This is a genomic window from Pseudonocardia sp. ICBG601, from assembly GCF_020496245.1.
On record NZ_JAHLJA010000088.1, the window covers coordinates 19,400 to 40,458 of the forward strand.

Sequence of the window (21,059 nt, forward strand, 5' to 3'; positions counted from 1 at the left end):
AGGGCGAGCACGACCAGCGGCGCGTCCGGGTCCCCCCAGGTGGTCATCAGCCCTCGATCGGTTCCAGCTTGGCGAAGATCTCCTCGCGCCGGTCCTCGAACTGCTCGGGCAGCTGGAACCGGGTGCCGAGCTCGTGGGGCGACTCGTCGCAGGTCCAGCCGCCCTCCTCGTGGGTGACGGCCAGCTCGAACAGCGCCCCGCTCGGCGTGCGGACGTAGACGCTCTTGAAGTACTTGCGGTCCTTGAGCTCGGAGATGTCGGTGTAGCCGGCGCCCTCGATGTCGAACTTCACCGCGTCCTGGTTCGCCAGGTCGGACACGTTCCAGGCGAAGTGGTGGTAGGTGCCCGCGCCGTAGCGCCAGGTGCCCTGGTCGTCGCGGCGGTTGACGGTGATCTCCAGGTGGTTGCCGACCTTCGCGTCGCCGATCCGCAGCCCGACCACGTCGCCGTCCTCGGCAGGGGCGCCCTGGGCGAAGAACGAGGTGTCGGCGAACTCGACCATCCGGTCCGGGGTGGTCATGTGCACCCCGACACCGTGGATGCCGTGGATCGCGTGCTCGGCCGAGACCCCGTTGCCCTCGTAGCCGCGGCGCGGGTCGGCGGCGTTCGCGACGAACTGGTACTCGATGCCCGACGGGTGGGCGAACGCGAGCCGCCGCTGGTCGAACCGCTCGACGTCGGCGACCTCGATGTCGTGGGAGCACAGCCGCTGCGCCCAGAAGTCCAGTGAGCCCTCCGGCACCGACAGCAGCACCTCGCGGGCCTGGTTGGTGCCGCGGGTGCCGAACTGGCCGGCCTGCGCCCACGGGAACGTGGTGACGACGCTGGACGGGTCGCCGTCGGCGTTGGAGTAGTAGAGGTGGTAGATCGGCAGCGAGCCGTCGAACAGCACGGTGCGCTTGATGAAGCGCATGCCGAGGATCTTCGTGTGGAAGTCGACGTCCTCCTGGGCGCCGGCGACGGACAGGGTCACATGGTGCGAGCCTTCGACATGAGCCACGTTCGGAGACGTTAGGAACGCCGCGGCCGCGGCACATCGCCGACGGGCGCAGACCGCTGTCGTCGGAGTGCACGCCCGCCGCGGCCCGCAGGCGGCTGCTGCGTGACTAGCCTGGGGGCGGCCACCAGCACGACCAGGAGCCGCCGATGACGACCGTCGCCGACCGTCCCACCCACTCCGGCCCAGCTCCCGGCCCGGACGGCGTCGAGTTCGCCACCGTCACCGGCGACCTGCCCGCCCCCGGCGACGACCGTCTCGTCCTGGTCGTGGCACTCGCGGGCAGCGCCCTGCTCGGCGACGGCGAGCCGCTGGTCCCCGGGCGGTGGGCGCTGCTGGACCCGGCCCGTCCGGGCACGCCCACCGCGGACGGGGCGTTCCGCGCGCTGTGCGTGCGGTTCCCCCGCGACCGCGTCGAGCCCCGCGGTGAGCCGCTCCCCGGGGTGGCGGGCACGGCGTTCGAGGCGGGTCCCGGCCTGGCCGGCTACGTGTGCGACACCCTGTGCCACCTCGACGCGCACCGGCTCGCCATGGGTCCGCACGCCGCCGTCGCGGTGCGGCACGCGGTGGACCTGGTCGGGGTGCTGCTGCGCAGCGTGGCTGGGGTCGAACCCGCCCCGCACTGCGACCTGCTGGACCGGATCAAGGCCCACGTCGAGGCGAACCTCGGCGACCCGGACCTCGCCCCCGCCGGGATCGCCGCCGCGCACTTCGTCTCGGCCCGCCACCTGCACAACCTGTTCGCCGGGACCGGGACGAGCGCCGCGGCCTGGATCCGCGCGCGGCGGGTCGAGATGTGCCGGCGCGACCTGGCCGACCCCGCGCTGGCCGACGTGCCCGCCGCGGCGATCGGGTCGCGGTGGGGGTTCCGCGGGCCGTCGCACTTCGGGCAGGTGTTCAAGCGCGCGACCGGGCTGACCCCGGCGGCCTACCGCGAGGCCAGCAGCTCGTCGAGTCGCTCGTAGCCCTCGTTCACCCTGACCTCCATGCCCGAGGCCAGCATCGCGTCCCGGGCCGCCCAGGAGTCGTACAGCGACTCCGCGACCAGCCGGGTCCGGTCACCGGGCAGCGGGGTCAGCGTCATCGTCTCCAGGCAGACGCTGTCGCCGAAGCCCTCGAAGGTGAAGGTCTGCACGATCCGCTCCGGGGCCCGGACCTCGTGGAACGAGCCGAAGAAGCGGTACTCCCCGTCGTCGTCGGCGTGGGTGTAGCGGTAGCCGCCGCCGGTCACCGCGTCCCAGCGGTCCACGGTCATCCGCAGCCTGCGCGGGCCGAGCCAGCGTCTCACCTCGTCCACCTCGACGTGGGCGCGGAAGACCCGCTCGGGCGGTGCGTCGAACTCCCGGGTGACGCGGATGGCGGGCAGGTCCTCGACGGTGTCGATGGCGGTGCCGCGGGTGCCGGTGGTGCTCATGCCGTCTCCTCGTGCTCGGTGGGCGCGGTCTCCTCGGCGAGCAGGGCGTCGAGGCGCGCGTAGCGCTCCTCCACCTGCCGCCGGTACCGCTCGATCCAGGCCGTCATCAGGTCGAAGACCTCCGCCTCCAGGTGCACCGGACGGCGCTGGGCCTGCCGGCTGCGCCGGACCAGACCGGCGTCCTCCAGTACCCGGATGTGCTTGGAGACGGCCTGCACGGAGACGTCGTAGGGCTCGGCCAGCTCGTTCACGGTCGCGTCGGCCGTCGCCAGCCGGGCCACCATGTCGCGCCGGATCGGGTCCGCCAGTGCGGCGAAGACCCGGTTCAGCCGGTCCTCCACGTCTCCTCCTCGTTCAACCTCGCGGTTGAACAGACCGTAGCGCGGGGAGGGCTCGTATTCAACCCATCAGTTGAACGAGCCGGGGAGCGACCCGTGCGGCACGTAGTCCGACGGCACCACGCCGAGGCGGCCGCGCTGGTAGTCGGGGCGCCGGTAAGGGAGTTGTCACCAGCCGCAAACGAGTCGATCATTGCTGGTCAGCGGGTTTATTTTCGGTGAGGTTGCGGTAGAGGGTGGCGCGGCTGACGCCGAACGCGGCTGCGATCTGGTCGGCGGTCTGGCCGGTGTCGAGGGCGGCCTGGGCCGCGGCGAGCTGGTTGGGGTCGAGTTTGCGGGGTCGGCCGGGCAGTTTGCCCGTGGCTGCGGTGGCCTCGCGGGCGTGGGCGGCGCGTTCGCGCATGAACACTCGTTCCATGTGTGCGAACAGCGCCAGTAGCGCGACGGCGAGTTCGGCCATCGGCGAGTCGTCGGTGGTGTCGATCGGGATCGGGTCCTTCAGGGTCTTGATCCCGATGCCCTGCTCGCGCAGCTCGTGCACGACGTTGAGGCATTCGCGCAGATTGCGGCCGAGTCGGTCGAGGTTGGTCGCGATGATCGTGTCGCCGGAGCGGGCGTAGCGGCGCAGCTCGGTGAAGCCGGGCCGGTCGATGGTGGCGCCGGTCTTCTTGTCGGTGTAGATCCGCTCGTCGGGTATGCCGTGGTGGCCCAGGGCGTCGAGCTGTCGTTCGAGGTCCTGGTGTGTGGTCGAGACGCGGGCGTAGCCCAGTTCCATCACGTCACCGTCCTGGCCTGGTCCCGGTCGGCATCCAGGGCGGCGGCGATCCGCGGGTCGGTAATGGCGGACTCGCCGGTCATGATCGTCTCGTTTCCTCCCGCAACTGTCTCATAAGTTTACCATGTGGCCGTGTTTCGAGGCGGTGTTTCGACGTTAGATTGTGAGACAGCGTGACCTGGGGTGATGTCGATGTCCGAACTCGCCTGCACGCTGTCGCGGAACCTTGGTTTCGAGACCGGCCAGTCAGCCGCTGGAGGCGGCGGCGGCCAGGCGAAGACGGGCGTCCATGTTCAGCCGCACCTCGCCGTAGGGCAGCACGTGCGCCCAGAACAGCGGCGTCAGCCCGCGCCGATCCTCAGCGGTGAGCGCGTCGTCCCACTCGGAGCCAGCGAGCAGGTCCTGGATCATCAGGGTGTTCACGTACACCAGGGCGGCCTGCAAGATCCGCAGGCACAGCACGCTCATCTCCTGCTCGTCGCGCCGGTTGGTGGCCAGGTCCCCGCCCTTGCCGTAGAAGATGACCGCGTTGGCCCGATTCCACGACTCGACCACGTTCAGGCCCTCGTGGATCTCTCGCTGGAGTGCCCGGCTGTGCAGGTAACGGGCCAAGAAGATGGTCTTTTGCGCCCGGCCCAGCTCGATCATCGCCTGGTAGGTCGGGTGCGCTGCGTTGGCCTTCATGAATCGCCGCAGGATCGCCTCGGTCGAGGCGGTGCCCACGCGGATCGCGGTGGCGTACTTGAGCATCTGGTCGTACTGCTCAGCGATGCGGTCCCACCGGACCGGGCGGGTCATCGCCGGTGCCAGACCCGGCCAGGCGTCTGGCTCGCCAGCAGCCGGGCGGTACAGCTTGACCTTGTTGATCCGCTTGATCCTCGGCAGCAGGTCGAACCCGAGCAGCTTCGTGATGCCGAACCCGATCTCGGACTGACCATGCGTGTCCACGTAATTGGCCTCGACCTGCATGTCGGTGCCATGCCGGATCGCGCCGTCGACCATCGCGTGCACCTCGGAGGCCGAGCAGTTCAGCCGCTGCGAGTGGATCACCACGGAGCCGCGCTCGACGTGCCAGTAGATCAGCACCCCTCGGCCGCCGTAGCGGGAGTGCCACTCGGTGAAGATGTTCTGGTCGAACGCGCCGAAGTGAGTCGAGTCGCTGGCCCCGTGGATCCGTCGCCCCACAGTGTCTGCTGGCGGGCGGCGAAGGTGGCGTTGGCGATCTCGATCGCGATCTGCCGCGCGGCCTCGGTGCTCAGGTAGCGGCGCCGGGCGTAGCGAATCTCGTCCTCGGAATGCCCGTGCTCGCCGCCGGCGACCGCACGGATGCCGGTGTTGGTGCCGTACCCGTAGATAGCCAGCAGCAACCGCTCGGCCAGCACGTGCTCGGGCAAGGTGCCGCGGTCGGCGACCGAGGTCACCGCCGACAGGCAGCCGGTGCGCAGCACCGCCTCCTTGAGCATGTCGATCAGCGGCACCGTGCCCCACCGGGCCTGCACAGCCTGCTTGAGCCGGCGCAGGTTGCGCGGCTCCGGCGAGGCCTCCAGCGGGGCCAGCTTGACCGCGCCAGCCGCGCGGTCGCTAATCGACAACCAATCGCAGCCCGGCAGGGCGGTGTGCAGGGCCTCCAGCTCGGCGCGCATCTCGGCTTGCAGGTCGGCGATGAACTGGCTGGGGTCCAGCGGCTTGCGCAGCGCCTGGTAGTGCTCGACGCGATGGTCCTCGAAATCGGTCGGAAGGTCTTCGGCCGGGTTGCGCCAGGTGTCCGCGCCGACGACCCAGATTTCCTTGCACCGCAACTGCTCGCGTAGCGCCTGGAAGGTGCACACCTCGTAGACCATGCGCACGACCCGTTGCCGGCGGCGCTTGTCGTCCTTGTAAACCAGCGCCTCCCAGTCCTCGCTCAGGCCGCGATGGACCGGGATGTGCTCGCCGGCCGGGTAGTAGTGCAGGTTCCCGGCGCTGGCGTAGCGGGTGATCAGCTCCAGCGCGTCGAGCACCGGCCGGTGGGTGGTGTTGTTGCTGCGGAACTCCAGCACGTCCAGCAGCTTGATCAGCCCAGTCCGGTAGTGGTTGGTGTAGGAGCCCTTCAGCGTGGCCTTCACGGTGCGCTGGTAGGTCGGCCCGGAGGACTTGAACTCCGCGATCAGGTCGGCCAGCACGGCCTGCGGCGCGACCGGGAACACGGTGTCGCGCACGAGCTGGTCGCCGGCGTTCACGGTCGCCTCGGCGACCCGGAACAGCAAGTTCTCCTTGCCGGTGACCCGCTTGAACTCCTTGATCAGCTCCTTGGTCACCCGGACCTCGGCGCGGGCGTTGATCCGGTGCACGGTGGAGATCAGCAGCTCGACCAGCGTGTCGGTGATCTCCCGTTCCCGGCAGTGCAACAACGCCGCCAGCAGGGCCAGCGTCACCTCAGGCGCGTGTCCGCGCAGGTGGCTGGGCGCCTCGACCGCCGCCCGCGCCCGCCAGGCGGCGACCACCTTCGGGGCGATGTCGGCGAACACGCCGGCTGACAGGCCGACCGCCCGTACCGCTTCCAGCTTGGCGATCTCGGTCAACATCGTGTTCAGGCTGACGTTGCCCGGATCGGACCGGATCGAGGCCAGCACCGCCGGCCCGTCACCGTCCCCGCCGGGTTGGCCGTCGTCATCGGCACCGGCCGCGACCAAGGCGAACAGCCGAACGCGCACCGCCTCGGATAAGCGGATCGCCACCCGTGCGAACAGCAGCTCCTCGCCGCGGTGCAGCGCCGAGCGCACGATCCGGTCGACGCGGCCGCCGGTGGGCGGCTCGATACGTTCCTCCCGGCACCGGTCCAGCAGCTGGTCACGGACACGTTCAGCGCCGCGCTCGGTCTGGGTGACGGTGGTGACCAGCCACTCGGTGAGCTTGTCGGCGTCGGCGACGCTGCACTCCCGGAACCCCAGTGTCCGGCGAATCTGGCTGCGATGGAACTCGATCGTGCGGCCGGACCAGTCGTAGAACGCCAGCTCGGTCACCGGCACACCGACCTGCCGGGCCACGTAGTCCACAGCGGCGTCGGGGATCTCGCTCCGGCTGCGGGGAAACCGGCCGTGCTCGGTGTAAAAGCGCAGCAACACCGCGAACCCGAGCCGCGTCGCGCCACGCTTGCCGGCCACCATCGCCAGCTCGGCCTCGACCAGCGTCCACCGATCGATCAGTTCGTCCTGACCCAGCTCACGCGCCACGCACGGACGCTACTCCCACCCCCCGGACACCGCCGCGACCAGAGATTCAGGGTCAAGCCCCCAGCGCTCGTTTGCGGCTGATGACACGATCCTTACCGGCACCCCTAGTCCTCGAACGCCTGCTGGACCTCCTCGCGGGTGTTCATCACGAACGGCCCTGCCCAGGCGACGGGCTCACGGATCGGCTGCCCGCCCAGCACCACGACGTCCAGCGACGGGTGGCGGGCCTCCTGCGCGGTGTTGCCCTCGACGGTGATCAGGTCCCCGGGCCCGAAGACCGCGAGCTGACCGGTCCGGACCGGGCGCCGGTCGGCACCGACCGTGCCCGCCCCGGACAGCACGTAGACCAGCGCGTTGTACGGCCGCGGCCAGGGCAGCCGCAGCTGCGCGCCGGGGGAGAGGGTGGCGTGCACCATCGCCATCGGGGTGTGCGTCGAGCCGGGCCCGGACACGCCGGCGACGTCACCGGCGATCACCCGCAGCAGTGCGCCGCCGTCGGGCGTGGCGACCAGCGCGGACTCGCCGCCGCGCAGGTCCTGGTACTTCGGCGGCAGCCACTTGTCCGCGCGCGGCAGGTTCACCCACAGCTGCAGACCGTGGAACAGGCCGCCGCTGCGCACCAGCGACTCCGGGGGGCGCTCGATGTGCAGCAGGCCCGATCCCGCGGTCATCCACTGGGTGTCGCCGTCGGTGATCGTCCCGCCGCCGCCGTGGCTGTCACCGTGCTCGAAGGTCCCGTCGATGATGTAGGTGACGGTCTCGAACCCGCGGTGCGGGTGCCAGGAGGTGCCCTTCGGCTCGCCCGGTGCGTACTCGACCTCGCCCATCTGGTCCATGTACAGGAACGGGTCGAGGTCGCGCAGGTCCACCCCCTGGAAGGCGCGGCGGACCGGGAAACCCTCGCCCTCGTAGCCGCGCGGGGCGGTGGTGACGCTGCGGACACCCCGGTCCAGGTCGGTCGGGCCCGGAACGGGCACGCGGGGCAGGGCGCTGACGTCGGCGACGGAGACGGCGGGCATCGGGACCTCCACGGTCGGTGGTTGTTGCACGGTCAACGACTGCGCTGGCGTCCCGATTCCCGGCAGGCCAGACTGATCACCATGGCGGAGCTGTCGACGGTGCTGTCGGACATGTCCTTCCTCGAGGGCCCACGCTGGCACGACGGGAGGATCTGGCTCAGCGACTTCTACACCCACCGGGTGCTCTCGGCCCGCGCCGACGGGTCGGACCTGCGCACCGAGGCCGAGGTGCCGCAGCAGCCGTCGGGGCTGGGCTGGCTGCCCGACGGACGGCTGCTCGTGGTGTCCATGCGCGACCGGCGGATCCTGCGCCGCGAGTCCGACGGCACCCTGGTCACCCACGCCGACCTGTCCGGCCACACCGAGCACCTGCTCAATGACATGGTCGTCGACGGCGGCGGCGGGCTCTGGGTGGGAACCTTCGGCTTCGACCTGATGAACGGTGCCCCGCGCGCCGCGGCCCCGCTGCTGCGCGTGGCGCCCGACGGCACCGTGTCGGTCGCGAGCGAGCCGTTGCACTTCGCGAACGGGCCCGCACTGACCGGCGGGGACCTCGTCGTCGCCGAGACCTTCGGCAACCGGCTGTCTGCCTTCGCGATCGGCGACGACGGCACGCTCGGCCCGCGCCGGGACTGGGCCCTGTTCGGTCCGCCGTCGGCCGCCGACGACCCGTCCGACGCCATCGCCGAGCTGACCGTCGCCCCGGACGGGATCTCCGTCCCCGACGCCGAGGGTGCGATCTGGGTCGCCGACGCCATCGGCAACCGCGCGATCCGGGTCCGGCCCGGCGGTCTCGTCGACGGCGAGGTGTCCACCGGGCAGGTCGGCACGTACGCCTGCGCCCTCGGCGGCGACGACGGCCGCACCCTGTTCCTCTGCACGGCCCCCGGTTCGCCGAGCACGAGCGCCGCGACACCCGCCTGGCGCAGCTGCTCGCCGTGCGCGTGGCCGTCCCCGCGGCCTGACCGCTGTGCCCTCCCTCGACGAGACCGCCGCCCGCGCGCTGCTGACCGGCGCGCGGGTGGCGCGGCTCGCGACGATCCGCGCGACCGACGGCACCCCGCGCCTGGTGCCGATCACCTTCGCCCTGGTCGACGGGCTGGTGGTGTCCGCCGTCGACGACGTCAAGCCCAAACGGCACCGCAGGCTCGCGCGGCTGCGCGACATCGAGGCCGACCCGCGGGTGGCGCTGCTGGCCGACCACTACGACGACGACTGGACCCGGCTGTGGTGGGTCCGCCTCGCCGCCACCGCCGCGATCCACGACGACGGCGACCTGCACTCCCGAGCCGTCGCGGCACTGGCCGACCGGTACGCCCCCTACGCCGCCCGTCCCCCCGAGGGCCCGGTCGTCGCCCTGACCCCGACCCGCTGGACCGCCTGGACCGCCACCCCGCCCCCGTGATCACGCGTCCGCGCGCGGAACCGGCCCCCGCGCGCGTCGCGTCGCGCGCGCACCGCGAATCCGCGCGCGGACGCGGGAGCGCGGGGGAACGGGGTCAGGGCAGGGGGTGGAGGAACCTGGTGATCGCGGCGGTGGTCTCGTCGGGGAGCTCCAGGTGGGTGCGTGCCCGCAGGGCAGCTCGGTCACCGTGACCGGCCCGGACGCCCGTTCCTCCACCGCGCGCACGTGCACGATGCTGCCGTAGGGGTCGTCGTCGCCCTGCAGACCCAGCACCGGCGCGGTGATCCCGGCCAGCGCGTCGCGGACGTCCCAGGAGGTGAACTCCTCGGCCAGCCACATGTCGTTCCACCCGTGGAACGTGGTGTCCGGGTCGTCGTGGTGGCGGGCCATCCGGGTGCGAAGGTCACCCTCGGTGAACGCGGTGCGGGCCGCCCGGATCGCGGTGAGGGCGAACGGCTCGGTCAGAACGTGCGGGGCGAGCACGACCACCCGCTCACCGGCATCGCCGCGGCCCGCGAGCAGCGCGATCGTGCCGCCGTCGGAGTGCCCGACCAGGATCGGACGCTCCAGGCCGAGGGCCGCGCACAGGGTCGGGACGGTCGTCGTCGCCTCGGTCGCCATGAACGTCGTGGTCCGCGGGGTGCGCGGCCGGTCGGAGCGGCCGTGCCCGAGCCGGGAGTACGCGACGGCCCGGCGCCCGGACTCCGCCGCGATCCGCTCGGGGAAGCCCCGCCAGAGCCCGACCGAGCCGAGTCCCTCGTGCAGGAACAGCAGGGGCGCGCGGCCGTCGCCCGGATCGCCGGTGTCGGAGTACTCGTGGCGCAGACCGTCCAGCTCAAGCAGCGACGTCGCAGACACGTCACGATCGTAGTGCCCGCTGTTGCGCCGTCCGGAAGGGTCGTGAAGGGTCGTTCGCGTGATTCCCGACCTCCGGCTGACGTCGCGGCTGCACGTCGACCTGTGCCGGATGTGGTCGTCCGCCTGTCGTTGACCCCCGCCCGCGTGTCCTGGAGCCGATCGGGACGCGGAGAGTCGACGATCCCCGAGAGGACGTGCCCCCGTGGCCGATCCGCCCGTTCCCGTACCCCGGACCAGGACGGTCCGCCTGGTCACCGCGCTGCTCGCGGTGCTGGTGGCCGCATCCGGCTGTGCGTCCGCCGGGGCCGACGGTCCGACCGTCCGGCTCGCCCAGTTCCCGTGGAGCGCGGCGAAGCTGACGAACGCCATCCTCGGTGAGGTCGTCGCGACCCACCCGGAGCTCGGCGTCGGCCGGCTCAAGACCATCCAGGTCGGACCCGCGACGGCGTGGGCAGGCGCCCAGCGCGGCGACGTCGACGCCCTGTCCGAGGTCGCGATGCCCAACCAGTCCGAGCTGGCCGCGAAGGCGAAGGACCGGATCGAGCTGGTGCACCCGACCTACTCCGGCGCCGAGCAGGGCTGGTACGTCCCGAGCTACGCGGTCGCGCCGGGCCAGCCGCTGGCCGGGCTGACCAGCGTGACCCAGCTGAACGACTACGCCGACGCCCTGGGCAACCGGCTCGTCGACTCCGACCCCAGCTTCCTCACCACCGAGTACAACGCCAAGCGGCTCGCCGGGTACAAGCTGAACCTGGAGCAGGTCACTTCCAGCGAGGCCGCGCAGATCGCCGAGCTGCGCCGCGCCTACGAGCGCCGCCAGCCGATCCTGGTCTACCTGTACCGGCCGCACTACATCTTCGAGGAGCTCGCGCTGACCAAGCTGACGGAGCCGACCCCGGCGCGCGAGGACTGCTACACCACCGGCGACGGTGCCTGCGCCATGCCGGCGTACTCGGCCTGGACCGCGGCGAGCCCGGACCTGGCGCGCACCAGCCCCGGGTTCGCGTCGATGCTGCGCCGGTTCGAGCTGCCGCTGGCCGATGTCGAGCAGATGCTCCAGCGGGTCGACGTGGACAACGAGGACGTGGAGGCGGTGGCGCGGGACTACGTGGCCGCGCACCCGGACCGCGTCCGCCAGTGGGTGGGAGCGGGAGCATGATCGAGGTACGGAACCTGACCAAGGTCTTCGGCGAGGGCCGCGCCGCCGACGAGGCCGTCCGGCTGGCCGGCGAGGGTATCGGCCGGTCGGAGATCCAGCGCCGCACCGGCGCGACGCTCGCCGTGCACGACGTGTCCTTCGACATCGCCGACGGCGAGCTGTTCGTGATCATGGGCTTGTCCGGGTCGGGCAAGTCGACCCTGGTCCGGCTGCTGAACCGGCTCATCGAGCCGACCTCGGGCAGCATCACCGTCGACGGCCGCGACCTCGGCTCCCTCGGCGCCGCCGACCTGCGGACCCTGCGCAACGAGCGGATCGCGATGGTGTTCCAGCACTTCGCGCTGCTGCCGCACCGCACCGTCGCGCAGAACGCCGAGTACGGGCTGCAGATCCGCGGCGTCGACGCCCGCACCCGTCGTGAGAAGGCGGAGTGGGCGCTGGAGCAGGTCGGCCTCGGCGACCGCGCCGACGCGCTGCCGGGTCAGCTCTCGGGCGGCATGCAGCAACGCGTCGGGCTGGCCCGGGCCCTGGCCAGCGACACCGAGGTGCTCCTGATGGACGAGCCCTACTCCGCGCTGGACCCGCTGATCCGGCGCGACATGCAGCAGCTGCTCGTCCGCCTGCAGCGGGACCTCAAGAAGACGATCGTGTTCATCACCCACGACCTCAACGAGGCCATGCTGCTGGGCGACCGCATCCTGCTGCTCAAGGACGGCCGGCTGGTCCAGGTCGGCACCGGGCCGCAGATCCTGGAGTCCCCGGCCGACGACTACGTCGCCGACTTCGTCTCCGACGTCGACCGCAGCCGCGTCCTCACCGCCGCCGACGTGATCCGGGCTGCCCGCATCACCGTCACCCTCGACGAGCGGCCGGCGGACGTGCTGGTCCGGCTCGGCAAGGCCGAGGCGACCGGCGCCTACGTCGTCGACGACGACCAGCGCATCCTCGGCGTCGTCCGCGACGACTGGCTCGGCCACGCCGCGGGCCGGAACGCCACCGGCATCGACCGGTCCGCGCTGGTCGAGGAGTACCGCACCACCGAACCGGACCGGCCACTCATCGACCTGCTGCACCAGGTCGGGCGCAACCCGGTCCCGCTCGCGGTGGTCGACGACGGCCGGCTCACCGGCGTGGTCCCGCGGGGTGCCGTGCTCGCCGCCCTGTCGACCCATGACGAGGCCACCGCCGACGGGAGGAACGCCTGATGCCCAGGTTCGAGTTCGGGAGCTACGTCGAGGCCTTCATCCTCTGGCTGCTGCAGAACGCCGGGGTCGTGCTCGACGCCATCGGGGTCGTGATCACCGCGGTCGTCGAGGCCGTGACCGCGGTGTTCACCACCCCGGCGTGGTGGGTCTGGCTGGTGCTGCTGGTCGCGCTCGCGCTGCTCGTGCGCGGGGTCGGGTTCGCCGTGTTCACCCTGCTCGGCTTCCTCCTCGTGTCCTCGTTCGACCTGTGGACCGAGACGATGGAGACCTTCGGTCTGGTGCTCGTCGCGGCGCTGATCGCGGTGGTCATCGGGGTGCCGCTGGGGATCTGGGCCGCGCGCAGCCGCGCGGCGAGCCGGACCCTGCGACCGGTGCTCGACCTGGCGCAGACGGTCCCGGCGTTCGTCTACCTGATCCCCGTGGTGCTGCTGTTCGGCATCGGCGTGGTCCCGGGCGTCATCGCGACGATCGTGTTCTCGATCGCGCCGGCGGTACGGCTCACCGAGCTGGGCATCCGGGGCGTCGACGGCGAGGTCGTCGAGGCGGCGCACGCCTTCGGGGCCCACCCCCGCCAGATCCTGCGCGAGGTGCAGCTGCCGATGGCGCTGCCGTCGATCATGGCCGGCGTCAACCAGGTGATCATGCTGGCGTTGTCGATGGTGGTCGTCGCGGGCCTCGCCGGAGCCGACGGGCTGGGCACGACGGTGGTCAGCGCGGTCACCCAGCTCGACATCGCGACCGGCGTCGAGGGTGGGCTCGCCGTCGTCATCGTGGCGATCTTCCTCGACCGGTTCACCTCGGCGCTGGCCGAGCGGCCGGAGGGCAGCCTGCTGGCCAAGCTGCGTGCCCGGCGCCCGCAGAAGGCGGTCGACCCGGCCGGGCTGCGCAACCCGTCGAACCTCGCCGGTCTGGCGGGGAACAACGCGACCGTGTGACGCGGCGGGCGGCGTCCGCCCGCCCCGCATGATCACCGGTTGTGGAGCGGACCGTCCGTGCCGTCCGTGACGCGGACGCCACGCTCCACGACCGGTGATCACGACCCGTCCACGCCGCCGAGGGGACGGGCGGGCAGTCCGCGGACCAGCACGTCGAGGACGACCGGGAAGTCCGGCACCCCGGCCCCGGGATGCTGCGCGTTCTCCACCGCGGCCAGCCACCCGACCGTGCAGGTCACGAAGATCTGCCAGCTCTGCACCGCGAGGTCCTCGGCGACGCCGTCGCGCACGAACGCCGCGACCGCGGTGTCCCGGAGCCGCTCGACCGAGGGCGTGTGGTGGCGGTGCGGCCGGGACAGGTGCGTGGCGTAGCCCGGTAGCGCCAGGAACTCCGCGTGCATGGCGGTGCCGAGCCGCTCCAGCTGGTCCGCGGCCGTCGGGGCCGGTCCGCGGGGGTCGTCGTCGAGCCTGCCGAGGACCCGGTCGACCACGGTGGCGCTGACCAGGTCGACGAGCTCGTCGCGGTTGCGCACCCAGCGGTAGAGCGCGCCGTGGCTCACCTGCAGCCGGGCGGCGAGCTCGCGCACCGTCAGGGTGTCGAGGTTCGCGGTGGACGCGACGGCCTCGACGATCGCGTCGCGGCTGAGCCGCGGCGGCCGGCCCGGCCGGCGTCCGGGACCGCCCGCGTCCGGGGTCGGTGTCATGGGCCGGACTGTAGGCGAGGCGCCCGTCACGGCCCGACGGCCGCCCGCCTAGGTTAGTATCCAATGGTCACTTACCGAAGGAGAGGGAGGACCAGGCGATGCGGACACTCGAGAGGCCCACGGTGCAGGGCACGGTCGCCAACGGTTTCGAACCCGTGAGGGACGCGTTCGCCGCGCTGCTCGCGGCCGAGGGTGCCCCCCTCGACGTCCAGGTCTCGGCCCGGCACCGGGGCCGGCCGGTGGTGGACCTGTGGGCCGGTCCGGAGACCGGCCCCGACTCCCTCCTGGGCATCTACTCGGCGACCAAGGGCGTGACCCATCTCCTCGTCGCGCTGCTGGTCCAGGAGGGGGTCCTGGACCTGGACGAGCGGGTCGCCCACTACTGGCCGGAGTTCGCCACCGGCGGGAAGCAGGACCTGCTGCTGCGCGAGTTGCTCGCCCACCAGGCGGGTCTGGTCGGAACGCCCGAGGGCTTCTCCGTCGACGAGCTCTCCGACGACCGGCTGGTGGCCCGGCGGCTCGGGGCGCAGCGCCCGTTCTGGCGTCCCGGCACCTCGTCGGGCTACCACGCCCTGGTCGAGTCGGCCCTCACCGGCGAGGTGGTCCGCCGGGCCACCTCGTCGGACGTGGGTGTGCTCGTCCGGGAGCTGCTGACCGGGCCGCTGGGCCTGGACCTGCACCTCGGGCTGCCCGCGGAGGCCGAGCGCCGGTTCCTCGCCCCGCAGCCCATGATCGCCACACCCGAGCGCCTGCGGGAGCTCGCCGCGGGCGCGGGCGCAGCGGACGGTCTGCCCGGGATCGCGTTCAACCGGCAGCACCCCGAGGGCTGCGAGGTCTGGGAGCTGCCGGCCCACCCGGTGGTCCGCTCCCGGGGACCCGCCTCGCTCGGTGGGATCGGAACCGCGCACGCCCTCGCGGCGCTCTACGCGGCCGCGACCGGCCCGATCGACGGCCGCCCCGCGCTGCTCCGCCCGGACACGCTCGCGGCGTTCGCCCAGATCCAGACCGCCGGCTTCGACCTGGTCCTGCGGCAGCACAAGGCGTGGGCGGTCGGGTTCCACGCCTCCTCGGAGGTCTACCCGATGCTGGCTGCCGGGTCGTTCGGCCACAGCGGGGCCGGCGGTCAGCAGGCGCTCGCCGACCCGCGCAACGAGCTGTCCTACGCCGTCCTGCGCCGCCGCTTCCTCGTCCCGAGCCAGGCCGACGCCGACCACGCCCGGCTGCTCACGGCGCTGCTCCGGTCGGTCCGGGAGTCGGGCGCCGCGGCCTGAGTCAGCGGTCGAGCCGGGCGGCCAGCCGGGCCGGGGCGACGCAACGCCACGCGTCGGTCACGATCTCGGTGATCTCGTCCCGGTCGGCGGCGTCGGGTCCGGTGCCGTCCAGCACCACCCCGAGCCAGCCGCGGTGGCCGACGTAGGCGGGCCGGAAGAACCGGACCGGGTCCTCGGCGACCAGCTCGGACTGGACGCCCGGGGGAGCGGCGCACCAGAACGCCCGGTGCGGGTGGCCGTGGTGGTGGTCGGCGTAGGACACGAACATCCTCCGCACGAACCACGACGGCGACCCGTGGCTGAGCTTCTCGGTCACCTCGGGCAGCGACAGGCAGATCTCCCGCAGCCACGGCAGCGGGTCGGCGGGGTCCGGGTGGCGTGCGGTCACGGGCGCCCCGGGGACGGCCGGTAGGTCCCCACGCTCCAGGTGGTGCCCTCCGGATCGGTGACGGCGCACTCGCGTGAACCGTAGTCCTGGTCGGTCGGGGCCATGGCGATCTGCGCCCCGGCGGCGACCGCACGGGCGTGCACCGCGTCCGGGTCGTCGCACGTCAGGTAGATCACGGCCGGGCCGGTGTCGAAGCGGTCGCCGCCGGGCCGGCGCGGTCCGATCAGGACGAGGCCGGTGTCGTCGCCGTCGTCCCAGGCGAGCTCGGCGTGGGCGACGGTGCCGTCCTCACCGGTGTGGACGGCGGCCTCCCGGAAGCCGAGCGCGGTGGTGAGGAACGCGATCGCGGCGCGTGGGTCGTCGTAGCGGAGGGTGGGGTGGATGCTCATGACGCCCGATCCTGGTCGGGGCCGGGCAGGAGGTCTTGAACGGATGCGAACACCTCGGCCCGGAACGCGGCGGGTGACAGCCCGGCCAGCGCGCGGAACTCGCGCGTGAGATGGGCCTGGTCGGCGTAGCCGCATGTGGCGGCGATCGCGGCGAGCGGGTCGCTGCCACGCCCGACCAGGCCCGCGGCCCGGCCGAAGCGCAGGACACGGCGCGCGGTGCCCGGGGTCAGACCGACCTGGTCGCGGAAGCGGGACTGCAGGTGCCGTGTGCTCCACCCGGTCCCCGCGGCCAGCTCCCTGACGCCGACCCGGCCGTCGGTGGCGAGGAGCCGGTCCCACGCCCAGCACACCTCCGGTGCGACGACGCGTGCGCGCGGGTCGAGCAGCCGCTCCGCCAGCAGTGCGTTGACCAGTGCGAACCGTCGGGCCCAGGTCGGTTCGGCGGCGAGGCGTGCGGGCAGCGCGGCCAGCGTGGGGTCGTGCAGCTCGTCCAGGCGCGGGACCGCGCCGCCGGGCAGCGCACGCCCGCCGAGCACGGTGAACGCCGCCGCCGGGGTGAGGTCGACCTGCACCCCGGCCTGTGGGCCGGTGAACTCGGTCAGCACCCAGGTGTCGCTCGGCGCGCCGACGAACGCGTCCGCCGTCGCGGTGCCGAGCGCGGGGCCGGACAGGGTCAGCGGATGGAGCCCCAGGATCAGCGCGACCCCGCCGGCCGCGGGCTGACGACGCCGCCGCGGCGCGTCGGCGTGCTCGCGGTAACCGAGCAGGCGCAGCACCCGACCGCGCAGCGCGACGGGCGGCTGCACCGACACGTACTCGGCGGACACGGGTCACGTTCTACTCCGGATCGGCCGGGTCGCGCACCGCCGGGACGGTCCGGTGGGACTCAGGAGACGGCGAGGCCGGCGGCGAGCCCGAGCATCACCGCCGCGACGACACCGTCGAGCACCCGCCACGCGGTCGGCCGCGCGAACAGCCCGGCGAGCCGCGCCGCGCCGAAGCCCAGCCCGGAGAACCAGGTCAGGCTGGCCACGACCACCCCGGCGCCGAACGCCCACCGGCCGTCGTCGCCGTGGGCGGCGGCCAGCGACCCGAGGACGAGCAGGTCCAGCATCATGTGCGGGTTGAGGAAGGTCAGCGCCGCCGCGCTCCCCAGGACGGGTACGAGCGGCCGGGCCGAGCCGTGCGCGTCGGCGTCGAGCGAGCCGGGACGGACGGCGCGCCGCAGCGCCACCAGCCCGTAGCCGGTCAGCCAGACGACGCCGCCCCACCGCACCACCTCGACCAGGCCCGGTACGCGGTCGACGACCAGCCCGACACCCGCGACCGCCGCGGTCACCAGCACCAGGTCGGCCAGCACGCAGAACAGCACCACCGCCGGGACGTGCTCGCGGCGCAGCCCCTGCCGCAGCACGAACGCGTTCTGTGCCCCGATCGCCGCGATCAGCGACAGTCCCGTCCCGAATCCCGCCAGCACACTCACGTCGTCGACGCTAGGCCGACCGCGTCAGGAGGACGTCGAGAACTGAAAGAACTTCATGAAGTGTAGCTTTGCTTCATGTACGACCGGGATCAGCTGGCCACCCTGAGCGCCGTTGTCGAGGAGGGCGGTTTCGACGCCGCCGCCGCGCGGCTGTCGATCACGCCGTCCGCGGTGTCCCAGCGGATCAAGGCCCTGGAACGGCAGGCGCGCCGGATCCTGGTGCGCCGCACGCGTCCGTGCGTCGCGACCGAGGAGGGGGCCGCGCTGCTGCGGCTGGCGCGCCAGATCGCGGTGCTCGAGGGGGAGGTCGAGGCCGGCTTCGGTAGTGCCGACACCGCGGGCACGCACCTGCCGATCGCGGTGAACGCGGACTCGGTGACCCACTGGTTCCTGTCCGCGGTGGTGCCCCTGGCCGCCCGGCACGGGGTCCGGCTGGACCTGCACGTCGACGACGAGCAGTACACCGCGGCGCTGCTCCGCGAGGGTTCGGTGGTCGGGGCGGTCACGACGTCGTCGGCGCCGGTGCAGGGCTGCGCGGTCCGGCCGCTGGGCGCGACCCGTTACCGGCCCGTCGCGGCCCGGCCGGTGTACGACCGGTGGTTCGCCGGGCGGGACCCGGCCGAGGCGTTCCCGCTCGCGCCGCGGGTCGACTTCGGGTCGAAGGACGTGTTGCAGACCCGGTTCGTCCGCGGGCTCACCCACCGGCCGTGCACCGGTCCGGCCCACCGGGTGCCCGCCGCCGACGGCTACCACGAGGCGATCCGTGCCGGTCTGGGCTGGGGGATGTTCACCGACGGCCCGGCGCGGGAGGCTGCGGCCGCCGGGCGGCTCGTGCTGCTCGACGCCGATCGCCACCTCGACGTCCCGCTCTACTGGCAGCACTGGAAGCTCAGCACCACCGTGCTCGACGCGCTCACCGAGTCGGTGTGTGCGGCGGCGGCCACGATCCTGGTGCCGCCGTCCCGCTGACCGGGGAGGTCTCGGATCACACCGACCGGTCGCGGATCCCCAGACCCGGCAGGTCTCAGATCCCGGAGCGCCAGGGGCGTCCGAGCCGGATGTCGCAGGTGATGACCCCGCGGTCGACGCCGGTGAGGTCCGCGATCAGGTCGCGGACCGCGTCCTCGGCCGCCCGGGGGTCGTCGACGGTGGTCGACGCCTCGATGCCCGGCACGTAGAGGGTGAGCCTGCGGTCCGCCCGCCAGGCCACCACCTCGAAGTGATGGTCACCGGTCACCCGTCCACGGTAGCCCGGCGGTGGCGCGAACGGGGCGGATCAGCCGACGGTCGGGTCCGCGGCACGGCCCGCGTCGCCGCCGGGCTGGGTGTCGTCCTGCGGGGCGGGCAGCGGGTCGCCGGTGGCCTCCGGGGCGCCGGTCGGGTCCACGGGGGCCGGGGCAGGCGGCTCGGCGGGGGCGGCCGGTTCCGCTGTCGGCTCCGGGGTGGGCTCGGCGGAGGGCGTGCTGGTCGGCGTCGCCGGGGCGGTCGGCTCGTTGGGCGCCAGGGTGGAGGGTGCCTCGCCGATCGGCCTGAACGCCGGGAACTCGGTCGTGCCGGTGGCGCGCACGGTGTCGGACATGAACTCCTTCCACACCGATCCCGGCAGGTCGGAGCCGTTGATCGGGCGGCCGGAGGAGTCCTGGATCGGGTCGTTGCGGTCGGTGCCGACCCACACGGCCGTCGCGATCTGGGGGGTGAAGCCGGCGAACCAGGCGTCGTTGTTCTGGCCCTCGAAGCGCGACTGGACGGTGCCGGTCTTGCCGGCGGCCTCCTGCCCGTCGGGCAGCTGCAGCCCGTCGTTGTCGACGACGTTCATCATCGCCTCGACGACGTTGCGTGCCACCTGCTCGGGGAAACGCTGCTCGCCCTCGCCGGGCTGGTACTCGTAGAGCACGCGCCCGTCGGAGTCGACGACCTTGGACACCATGTGCGGGGGGTGCCAGACGCCGCCCGCGGCGATGGTGGCGTAGGCCGACGCCAGCTGGACCGGCGTGACCTCCTTGTTGCCCAGCGGGAGCCGCGCGTCCGGGTTGTCCAGCGGCGCGGTGATCCCGGCGAGCCGGGCGGCGTCGGCGACCTTCTGCGGTCCGACCTGCGCGGCGAGCTTGGTGAAGACGACGTTGTTGGAGATCGTCATCGCCTGCTTGAGGTCGCAGCGCGGGCAGTTGGCGCCCTCGGCGTTGCGCAGCCCCGGCCGCTCGGACCCGTCGAAGGTGGTGCCCAGGCCGATCGGCGGGTCGTTCAGGAGCCCGGCGAGCACGGCGAACGGCTTGAACGTCGACCCGGGCTGCTTCATGACCTGGGCGTAGTCGAGGCCGGTGCCGTTCGAGCCGCCGTAGTAGCCGACGATCCCGCCGGTGCGCGGGTCGATCGCGACGGCGCCGGTGCGCAGCAGCTCGGGCTCGCCGCGCAGCTTCTGCTCGACCGAGTCGGTGAGCTGCTGCTGGCGCTGCGGGTCGATCGTCGTCGTGACCTGGAGGCCGCCCTGGGCGAACGCCTGCTCGGAGATGCCCAGCGAGCCCAGTTCGGAGCGGACGGCGTTGAGGATGTGGCCGCGTGCGTCGGTCAGCGACGACGACCGGGAGGTGTTCTGCGGCGGGATCGTCTGTGGGAACACCGCGGCCTGCCGGTCGGCCGTGGAGATCCAGCCCTGGGCGTTCATGCCGTCGAGGACGAAGTTCCAGCGCTGTTTCGCCCGGTCCGGGGAGTTCGCCGGGTCCCAGTTGGACGGCGACTGGATGATCCCGGCGAGCAGCGCGCCCTCGCTGGGGGTCAGCTGGGCCGCGGGCTTGCCGAAGTAGGCGAGGCTGGCGGACTCGATGCCGTAGGCGCCGCGGCCGAAGTAGATGGCGTTGAGGTAGTCGTTGAGGATCTCGTCCTTGGACTTCTGCCCGGAGACCTTCAACGAGACGATCAGTTCCTTGTACTTGCGCCAGTAGGTCGCGTCGTTGCCGACCAGGGTGTTCTTGACGTACTGCTGGGTGATCGTCGATCCGCCGCCGACGCCGCCGGTCAGCTGGTTGACCATCGCGCGCAGGATGCCGGTGAAGTCGAAGCCCGGGTTCGAGTAGAACGACCGTCCTCGGCGGCGAGCACGGCCTCGCGCACGTGGATCGGGATGGCGTCCATCCCGACCTTGATCCGGTTGCCCTGCTCGGGCACCAGCCGGGCGAGCTGCCCGCCGTCGGCGTAGGAGACGGTGGCGATCTGGTTCTGCACGGCGTCGTCGGTGCTGGGGATCGGGAAACAGCAGCAGCCGATCCCGAGCAGCAGCAGCGGCAGCAGCACGATCGACGCGGCCGTCCCGACCAGCGAGTACACGATCTGCCGGCGGCGCCGGGTCCGGCGCTCCTCGGGGGTGGGGCTGCCTTCTGGTCGGCGTCGAGGATGCCGAGGCGGCGACGCACGACACCCACTCCGGGGCCGACGAGTGCGATGACCCGGTCGAACGGTCCGTCGGGCTCGGCCCGGCGCCGGCGGCGCGGGCCGGGGGCCGCGGCGTCGACG

At 72.7% G+C, this 21,059-nt stretch carries 21 protein-coding genes and 2 pseudogenes; 8 read left to right on the forward strand and 15 right to left on the reverse strand.

The genetic code is table 11. The features are described 5' to 3' along the window. Positions 1–46: 46 nt before the first annotated feature. On the reverse strand, positions 47–1,000 hold the full coding sequence (locus tag KPL57_RS23885; RefSeq protein WP_226353246.1) for a VOC family protein: 954 nt from the start codon (positions 998–1,000) through the stop codon (positions 47–49). A gap of 146 nt (positions 1,001–1,146) precedes the next feature. Between KPL57_RS23885 and KPL57_RS23890 the strand changes: the two genes are divergently transcribed. Beyond that, positions 1,147–1,962, forward strand: a complete 816-nt coding sequence (locus KPL57_RS23890; RefSeq protein WP_226353247.1) for a helix-turn-helix domain-containing protein — start codon at positions 1,147–1,149, stop codon at positions 1,960–1,962. Here KPL57_RS23890 and KPL57_RS23895 read toward each other — a convergent pair. From KPL57_RS23895 to KPL57_RS23915, 5 genes and pseudogenes are all read right to left on the reverse strand, one after another. Next, a complete protein-coding gene (locus KPL57_RS23895) occupies positions 1,926–2,411 on the reverse strand; it encodes an SRPBCC family protein (protein ID WP_226353248.1) in 486 nt (161 codons plus the stop codon). The genes KPL57_RS23890 and KPL57_RS23895 overlap by 37 nt on opposite strands. Continuing rightward, complete coding sequence (locus KPL57_RS23900; protein ID WP_075306748.1) at positions 2,408–2,752, reverse strand: helix-turn-helix transcriptional regulator; 345 nt, start codon at positions 2,750–2,752, stop codon at positions 2,408–2,410. Before KPL57_RS23900 ends, KPL57_RS23895 begins: the two co-directional genes overlap by 4 nt. Positions 2,753–2,939: 187 nt before the next feature. Continuing rightward, positions 2,940–3,524: a recombinase family protein gene (locus tag KPL57_RS23905; protein ID WP_226351775.1), complete on the reverse strand. Its 585-nt coding sequence runs from the start codon at positions 3,522–3,524 to the stop codon at positions 2,940–2,942. A 246-nt stretch (positions 3,525–3,770) separates the two neighbouring features. After that, positions 3,771–6,670, reverse strand: a pseudogene (locus KPL57_RS23910) (Tn3 family transposase). A gap of 170 nt (positions 6,671–6,840) precedes the next feature. Continuing rightward, on the reverse strand, positions 6,841–7,755 hold the full coding sequence (locus KPL57_RS23915) for a pirin family protein (protein WP_226353249.1): 915 nt from the start codon (positions 7,753–7,755) through the stop codon (positions 6,841–6,843). A gap of 111 nt (positions 7,756–7,866) precedes the next feature. Between KPL57_RS23915 and KPL57_RS23920 the strand changes: the two are divergent. Next, a pseudogene (locus KPL57_RS23920) lies at positions 7,867–8,580 on the forward strand (SMP-30/gluconolactonase/LRE family protein); the annotation flags it as partial. Positions 8,581–8,725: 145 nt separating this feature from the next. After that, complete coding sequence (locus KPL57_RS23925) at positions 8,726–9,160, forward strand: TIGR03668 family PPOX class F420-dependent oxidoreductase (protein ID WP_226353250.1); 435 nt, start codon at positions 8,726–8,728, stop codon at positions 9,158–9,160. Here KPL57_RS23925 and KPL57_RS23930 read toward each other — a convergent pair whose 3' ends face one another. Then, complete coding sequence (locus KPL57_RS23930; protein ID WP_226353251.1) at positions 9,161–10,018, reverse strand: alpha/beta fold hydrolase; 858 nt, start codon at positions 10,016–10,018, stop codon at positions 9,161–9,163. 202 nt (positions 10,019–10,220) lie between these two features. Here KPL57_RS23930 and KPL57_RS23935 point away from each other — a divergent pair, with 202 nt between their 5' ends. The 3 genes from KPL57_RS23935 to KPL57_RS23945 are packed head-to-tail and all read left to right on the forward strand — an operon-like array spanning position 10,221 to position 13,317. Continuing rightward, positions 10,221–11,177, forward strand: a complete 957-nt coding sequence (locus KPL57_RS23935) for a glycine betaine ABC transporter substrate-binding protein (protein WP_226353252.1) — start codon at positions 10,221–10,223, stop codon at positions 11,175–11,177. Then, positions 11,174–12,382: a glycine betaine/L-proline ABC transporter ATP-binding protein gene (locus KPL57_RS23940; protein ID WP_226353253.1), complete on the forward strand. Its 1,209-nt coding sequence runs from the start codon at positions 11,174–11,176 to the stop codon at positions 12,380–12,382. The genes KPL57_RS23935 and KPL57_RS23940 overlap by 4 nt, the downstream gene beginning before the upstream one ends. Continuing rightward, positions 12,382–13,317 (forward strand): proline/glycine betaine ABC transporter permease, encoded by a 936-nt coding sequence (locus tag KPL57_RS23945; RefSeq protein ID WP_075306742.1) that lies wholly within the window; start codon positions 12,382–12,384, stop codon positions 13,315–13,317. The genes KPL57_RS23940 and KPL57_RS23945 overlap by 1 nt, the downstream gene beginning before the upstream one ends. 98 nt (positions 13,318–13,415) lie before the next feature. Here KPL57_RS23945 and KPL57_RS23950 read toward each other — a convergent pair whose 3' ends face one another. Beyond that, a complete protein-coding gene (locus KPL57_RS23950; RefSeq protein WP_226353254.1) occupies positions 13,416–14,021 on the reverse strand; it encodes a TetR/AcrR family transcriptional regulator in 606 nt (201 codons plus the stop codon). A 98-nt stretch (positions 14,022–14,119) separates the two neighbouring features. On the opposite strand from KPL57_RS23950, the gene KPL57_RS23955 reads away from it, so the two are divergent. Continuing rightward, entirely contained in the window at positions 14,120–15,292 is a 1,173-nt protein-coding gene (locus KPL57_RS23955) for a serine hydrolase domain-containing protein (RefSeq protein WP_226353255.1), read from the forward strand. Position 15,293: 1 nt separating this feature from the next. Here KPL57_RS23955 and KPL57_RS23960 read toward each other — a convergent pair whose 3' ends face one another. Genes KPL57_RS23960 through KPL57_RS23975 form a run of 4 tightly spaced genes read right to left on the reverse strand, consistent with a single transcriptional unit; the run spans position 15,294 to position 17,552 of the window. Further along, positions 15,294–15,680 carry an MmcQ/YjbR family DNA-binding protein gene (locus KPL57_RS23960; RefSeq protein ID WP_226353256.1) on the reverse strand — a complete coding sequence of 129 codons (387 nt, stop codon included), beginning with the start codon at positions 15,678–15,680 and terminating at the stop codon, positions 15,294–15,296. Continuing rightward, positions 15,677–16,069, reverse strand: coding sequence for a glyoxalase/bleomycin resistance/extradiol dioxygenase family protein (locus tag KPL57_RS23965; protein ID WP_226353257.1), 393 nt, complete (start codon positions 16,067–16,069; stop codon positions 15,677–15,679). The genes KPL57_RS23960 and KPL57_RS23965 overlap by 4 nt, the downstream gene beginning before the upstream one ends. Then, complete coding sequence (locus KPL57_RS70115; protein WP_226353258.1) at positions 16,066–16,896, reverse strand: AraC family transcriptional regulator; 831 nt, start codon at positions 16,894–16,896, stop codon at positions 16,066–16,068. Before KPL57_RS70115 ends, KPL57_RS23965 begins: the two co-directional genes overlap by 4 nt. A gap of 59 nt (positions 16,897–16,955) precedes the next feature. Then, positions 16,956–17,552, reverse strand: coding sequence for a LysE/ArgO family amino acid transporter (locus KPL57_RS23975; protein ID WP_060712024.1), 597 nt, complete (start codon positions 17,550–17,552; stop codon positions 16,956–16,958). A gap of 75 nt (positions 17,553–17,627) precedes the next feature. Here KPL57_RS23975 and KPL57_RS23980 point away from each other — a divergent pair, with 75 nt between their 5' ends. Beyond that, positions 17,628–18,521, forward strand: coding sequence for a LysR family transcriptional regulator ArgP (locus tag KPL57_RS23980; RefSeq protein ID WP_075306736.1), 894 nt, complete (start codon positions 17,628–17,630; stop codon positions 18,519–18,521). Between the two features lie 55 nt (positions 18,522–18,576). Here the strand turns inward: KPL57_RS23980 and KPL57_RS23985 are convergent, their stop codons facing one another. Genes KPL57_RS23985 through KPL57_RS23995 form a run of 3 tightly spaced genes read right to left on the reverse strand, consistent with a single transcriptional unit; the run spans position 18,577 to position 20,873 of the window. Continuing rightward, positions 18,577–18,789 carry a hypothetical protein gene (locus KPL57_RS23985; protein WP_020626576.1) on the reverse strand — a complete coding sequence of 71 codons (213 nt, stop codon included), beginning with the start codon at positions 18,787–18,789 and terminating at the stop codon, positions 18,577–18,579. Positions 18,790–18,828: 39 nt separating this feature from the next. After that, entirely contained in the window at positions 18,829–20,580 is a 1,752-nt protein-coding gene (locus KPL57_RS23990; protein WP_264198465.1) for a transglycosylase domain-containing protein, read from the reverse strand. Continuing rightward, complete coding sequence (locus KPL57_RS23995; protein ID WP_226353264.1) at positions 20,565–20,873, reverse strand: hypothetical protein; 309 nt, start codon at positions 20,871–20,873, stop codon at positions 20,565–20,567. The genes KPL57_RS23990 and KPL57_RS23995 overlap by 16 nt, the downstream gene beginning before the upstream one ends. Positions 20,874–21,059: the final 186 nt, after the last annotated feature.

Excerpts from the sequence above, each read along its gene's own strand:
- KPL57_RS23945 (WP_075306742.1), top strand. The coding sequence starts at position 12,382 with ATGCCCAGGTTCGAGTTCGGGAGCTACGTCGAGGCCTTCATCCTCTGG.
- KPL57_RS23965 (WP_226353257.1), bottom strand. The coding sequence starts at position 16,069 with ATGAGCATCCACCCCACCCTCCGCTACGACGACCCACGCGCCGCGATC.
- KPL57_RS23955 (WP_226353255.1), top strand. The coding sequence starts at position 14,120 with ATGCGGACACTCGAGAGGCCCACGGTGCAGGGCACGGTCGCCAACGGT.
- KPL57_RS23895 (WP_226353248.1), bottom strand. The coding sequence starts at position 2,411 with ATGAGCACCACCGGCACCCGCGGCACCGCCATCGACACCGTCGAGGAC.
- KPL57_RS23950 (WP_226353254.1), bottom strand. The coding sequence starts at position 14,021 with ATGACACCGACCCCGGACGCGGGCGGTCCCGGACGCCGGCCGGGCCGG.
- KPL57_RS23940 (WP_226353253.1), top strand. The coding sequence starts at position 11,174 with ATGATCGAGGTACGGAACCTGACCAAGGTCTTCGGCGAGGGCCGCGCC.
- KPL57_RS23980 (WP_075306736.1), top strand. The coding sequence starts at position 17,628 with ATGTACGACCGGGATCAGCTGGCCACCCTGAGCGCCGTTGTCGAGGAG.
- KPL57_RS23905 (WP_226351775.1), bottom strand. The coding sequence starts at position 3,524 with ATGGAACTGGGCTACGCCCGCGTCTCGACCACACACCAGGACCTCGAA.
- KPL57_RS23890 (WP_226353247.1), top strand. The coding sequence starts at position 1,147 with ATGACGACCGTCGCCGACCGTCCCACCCACTCCGGCCCAGCTCCCGGC.
- KPL57_RS23915 (WP_226353249.1), bottom strand. The coding sequence starts at position 7,755 with ATGCCCGCCGTCTCCGTCGCCGACGTCAGCGCCCTGCCCCGCGTGCCC.
- KPL57_RS23990 (WP_264198465.1), bottom strand. The coding sequence starts at position 20,580 with ATGGTCAACCAGCTGACCGGCGGCGTCGGCGGCGGATCGACGATCACC.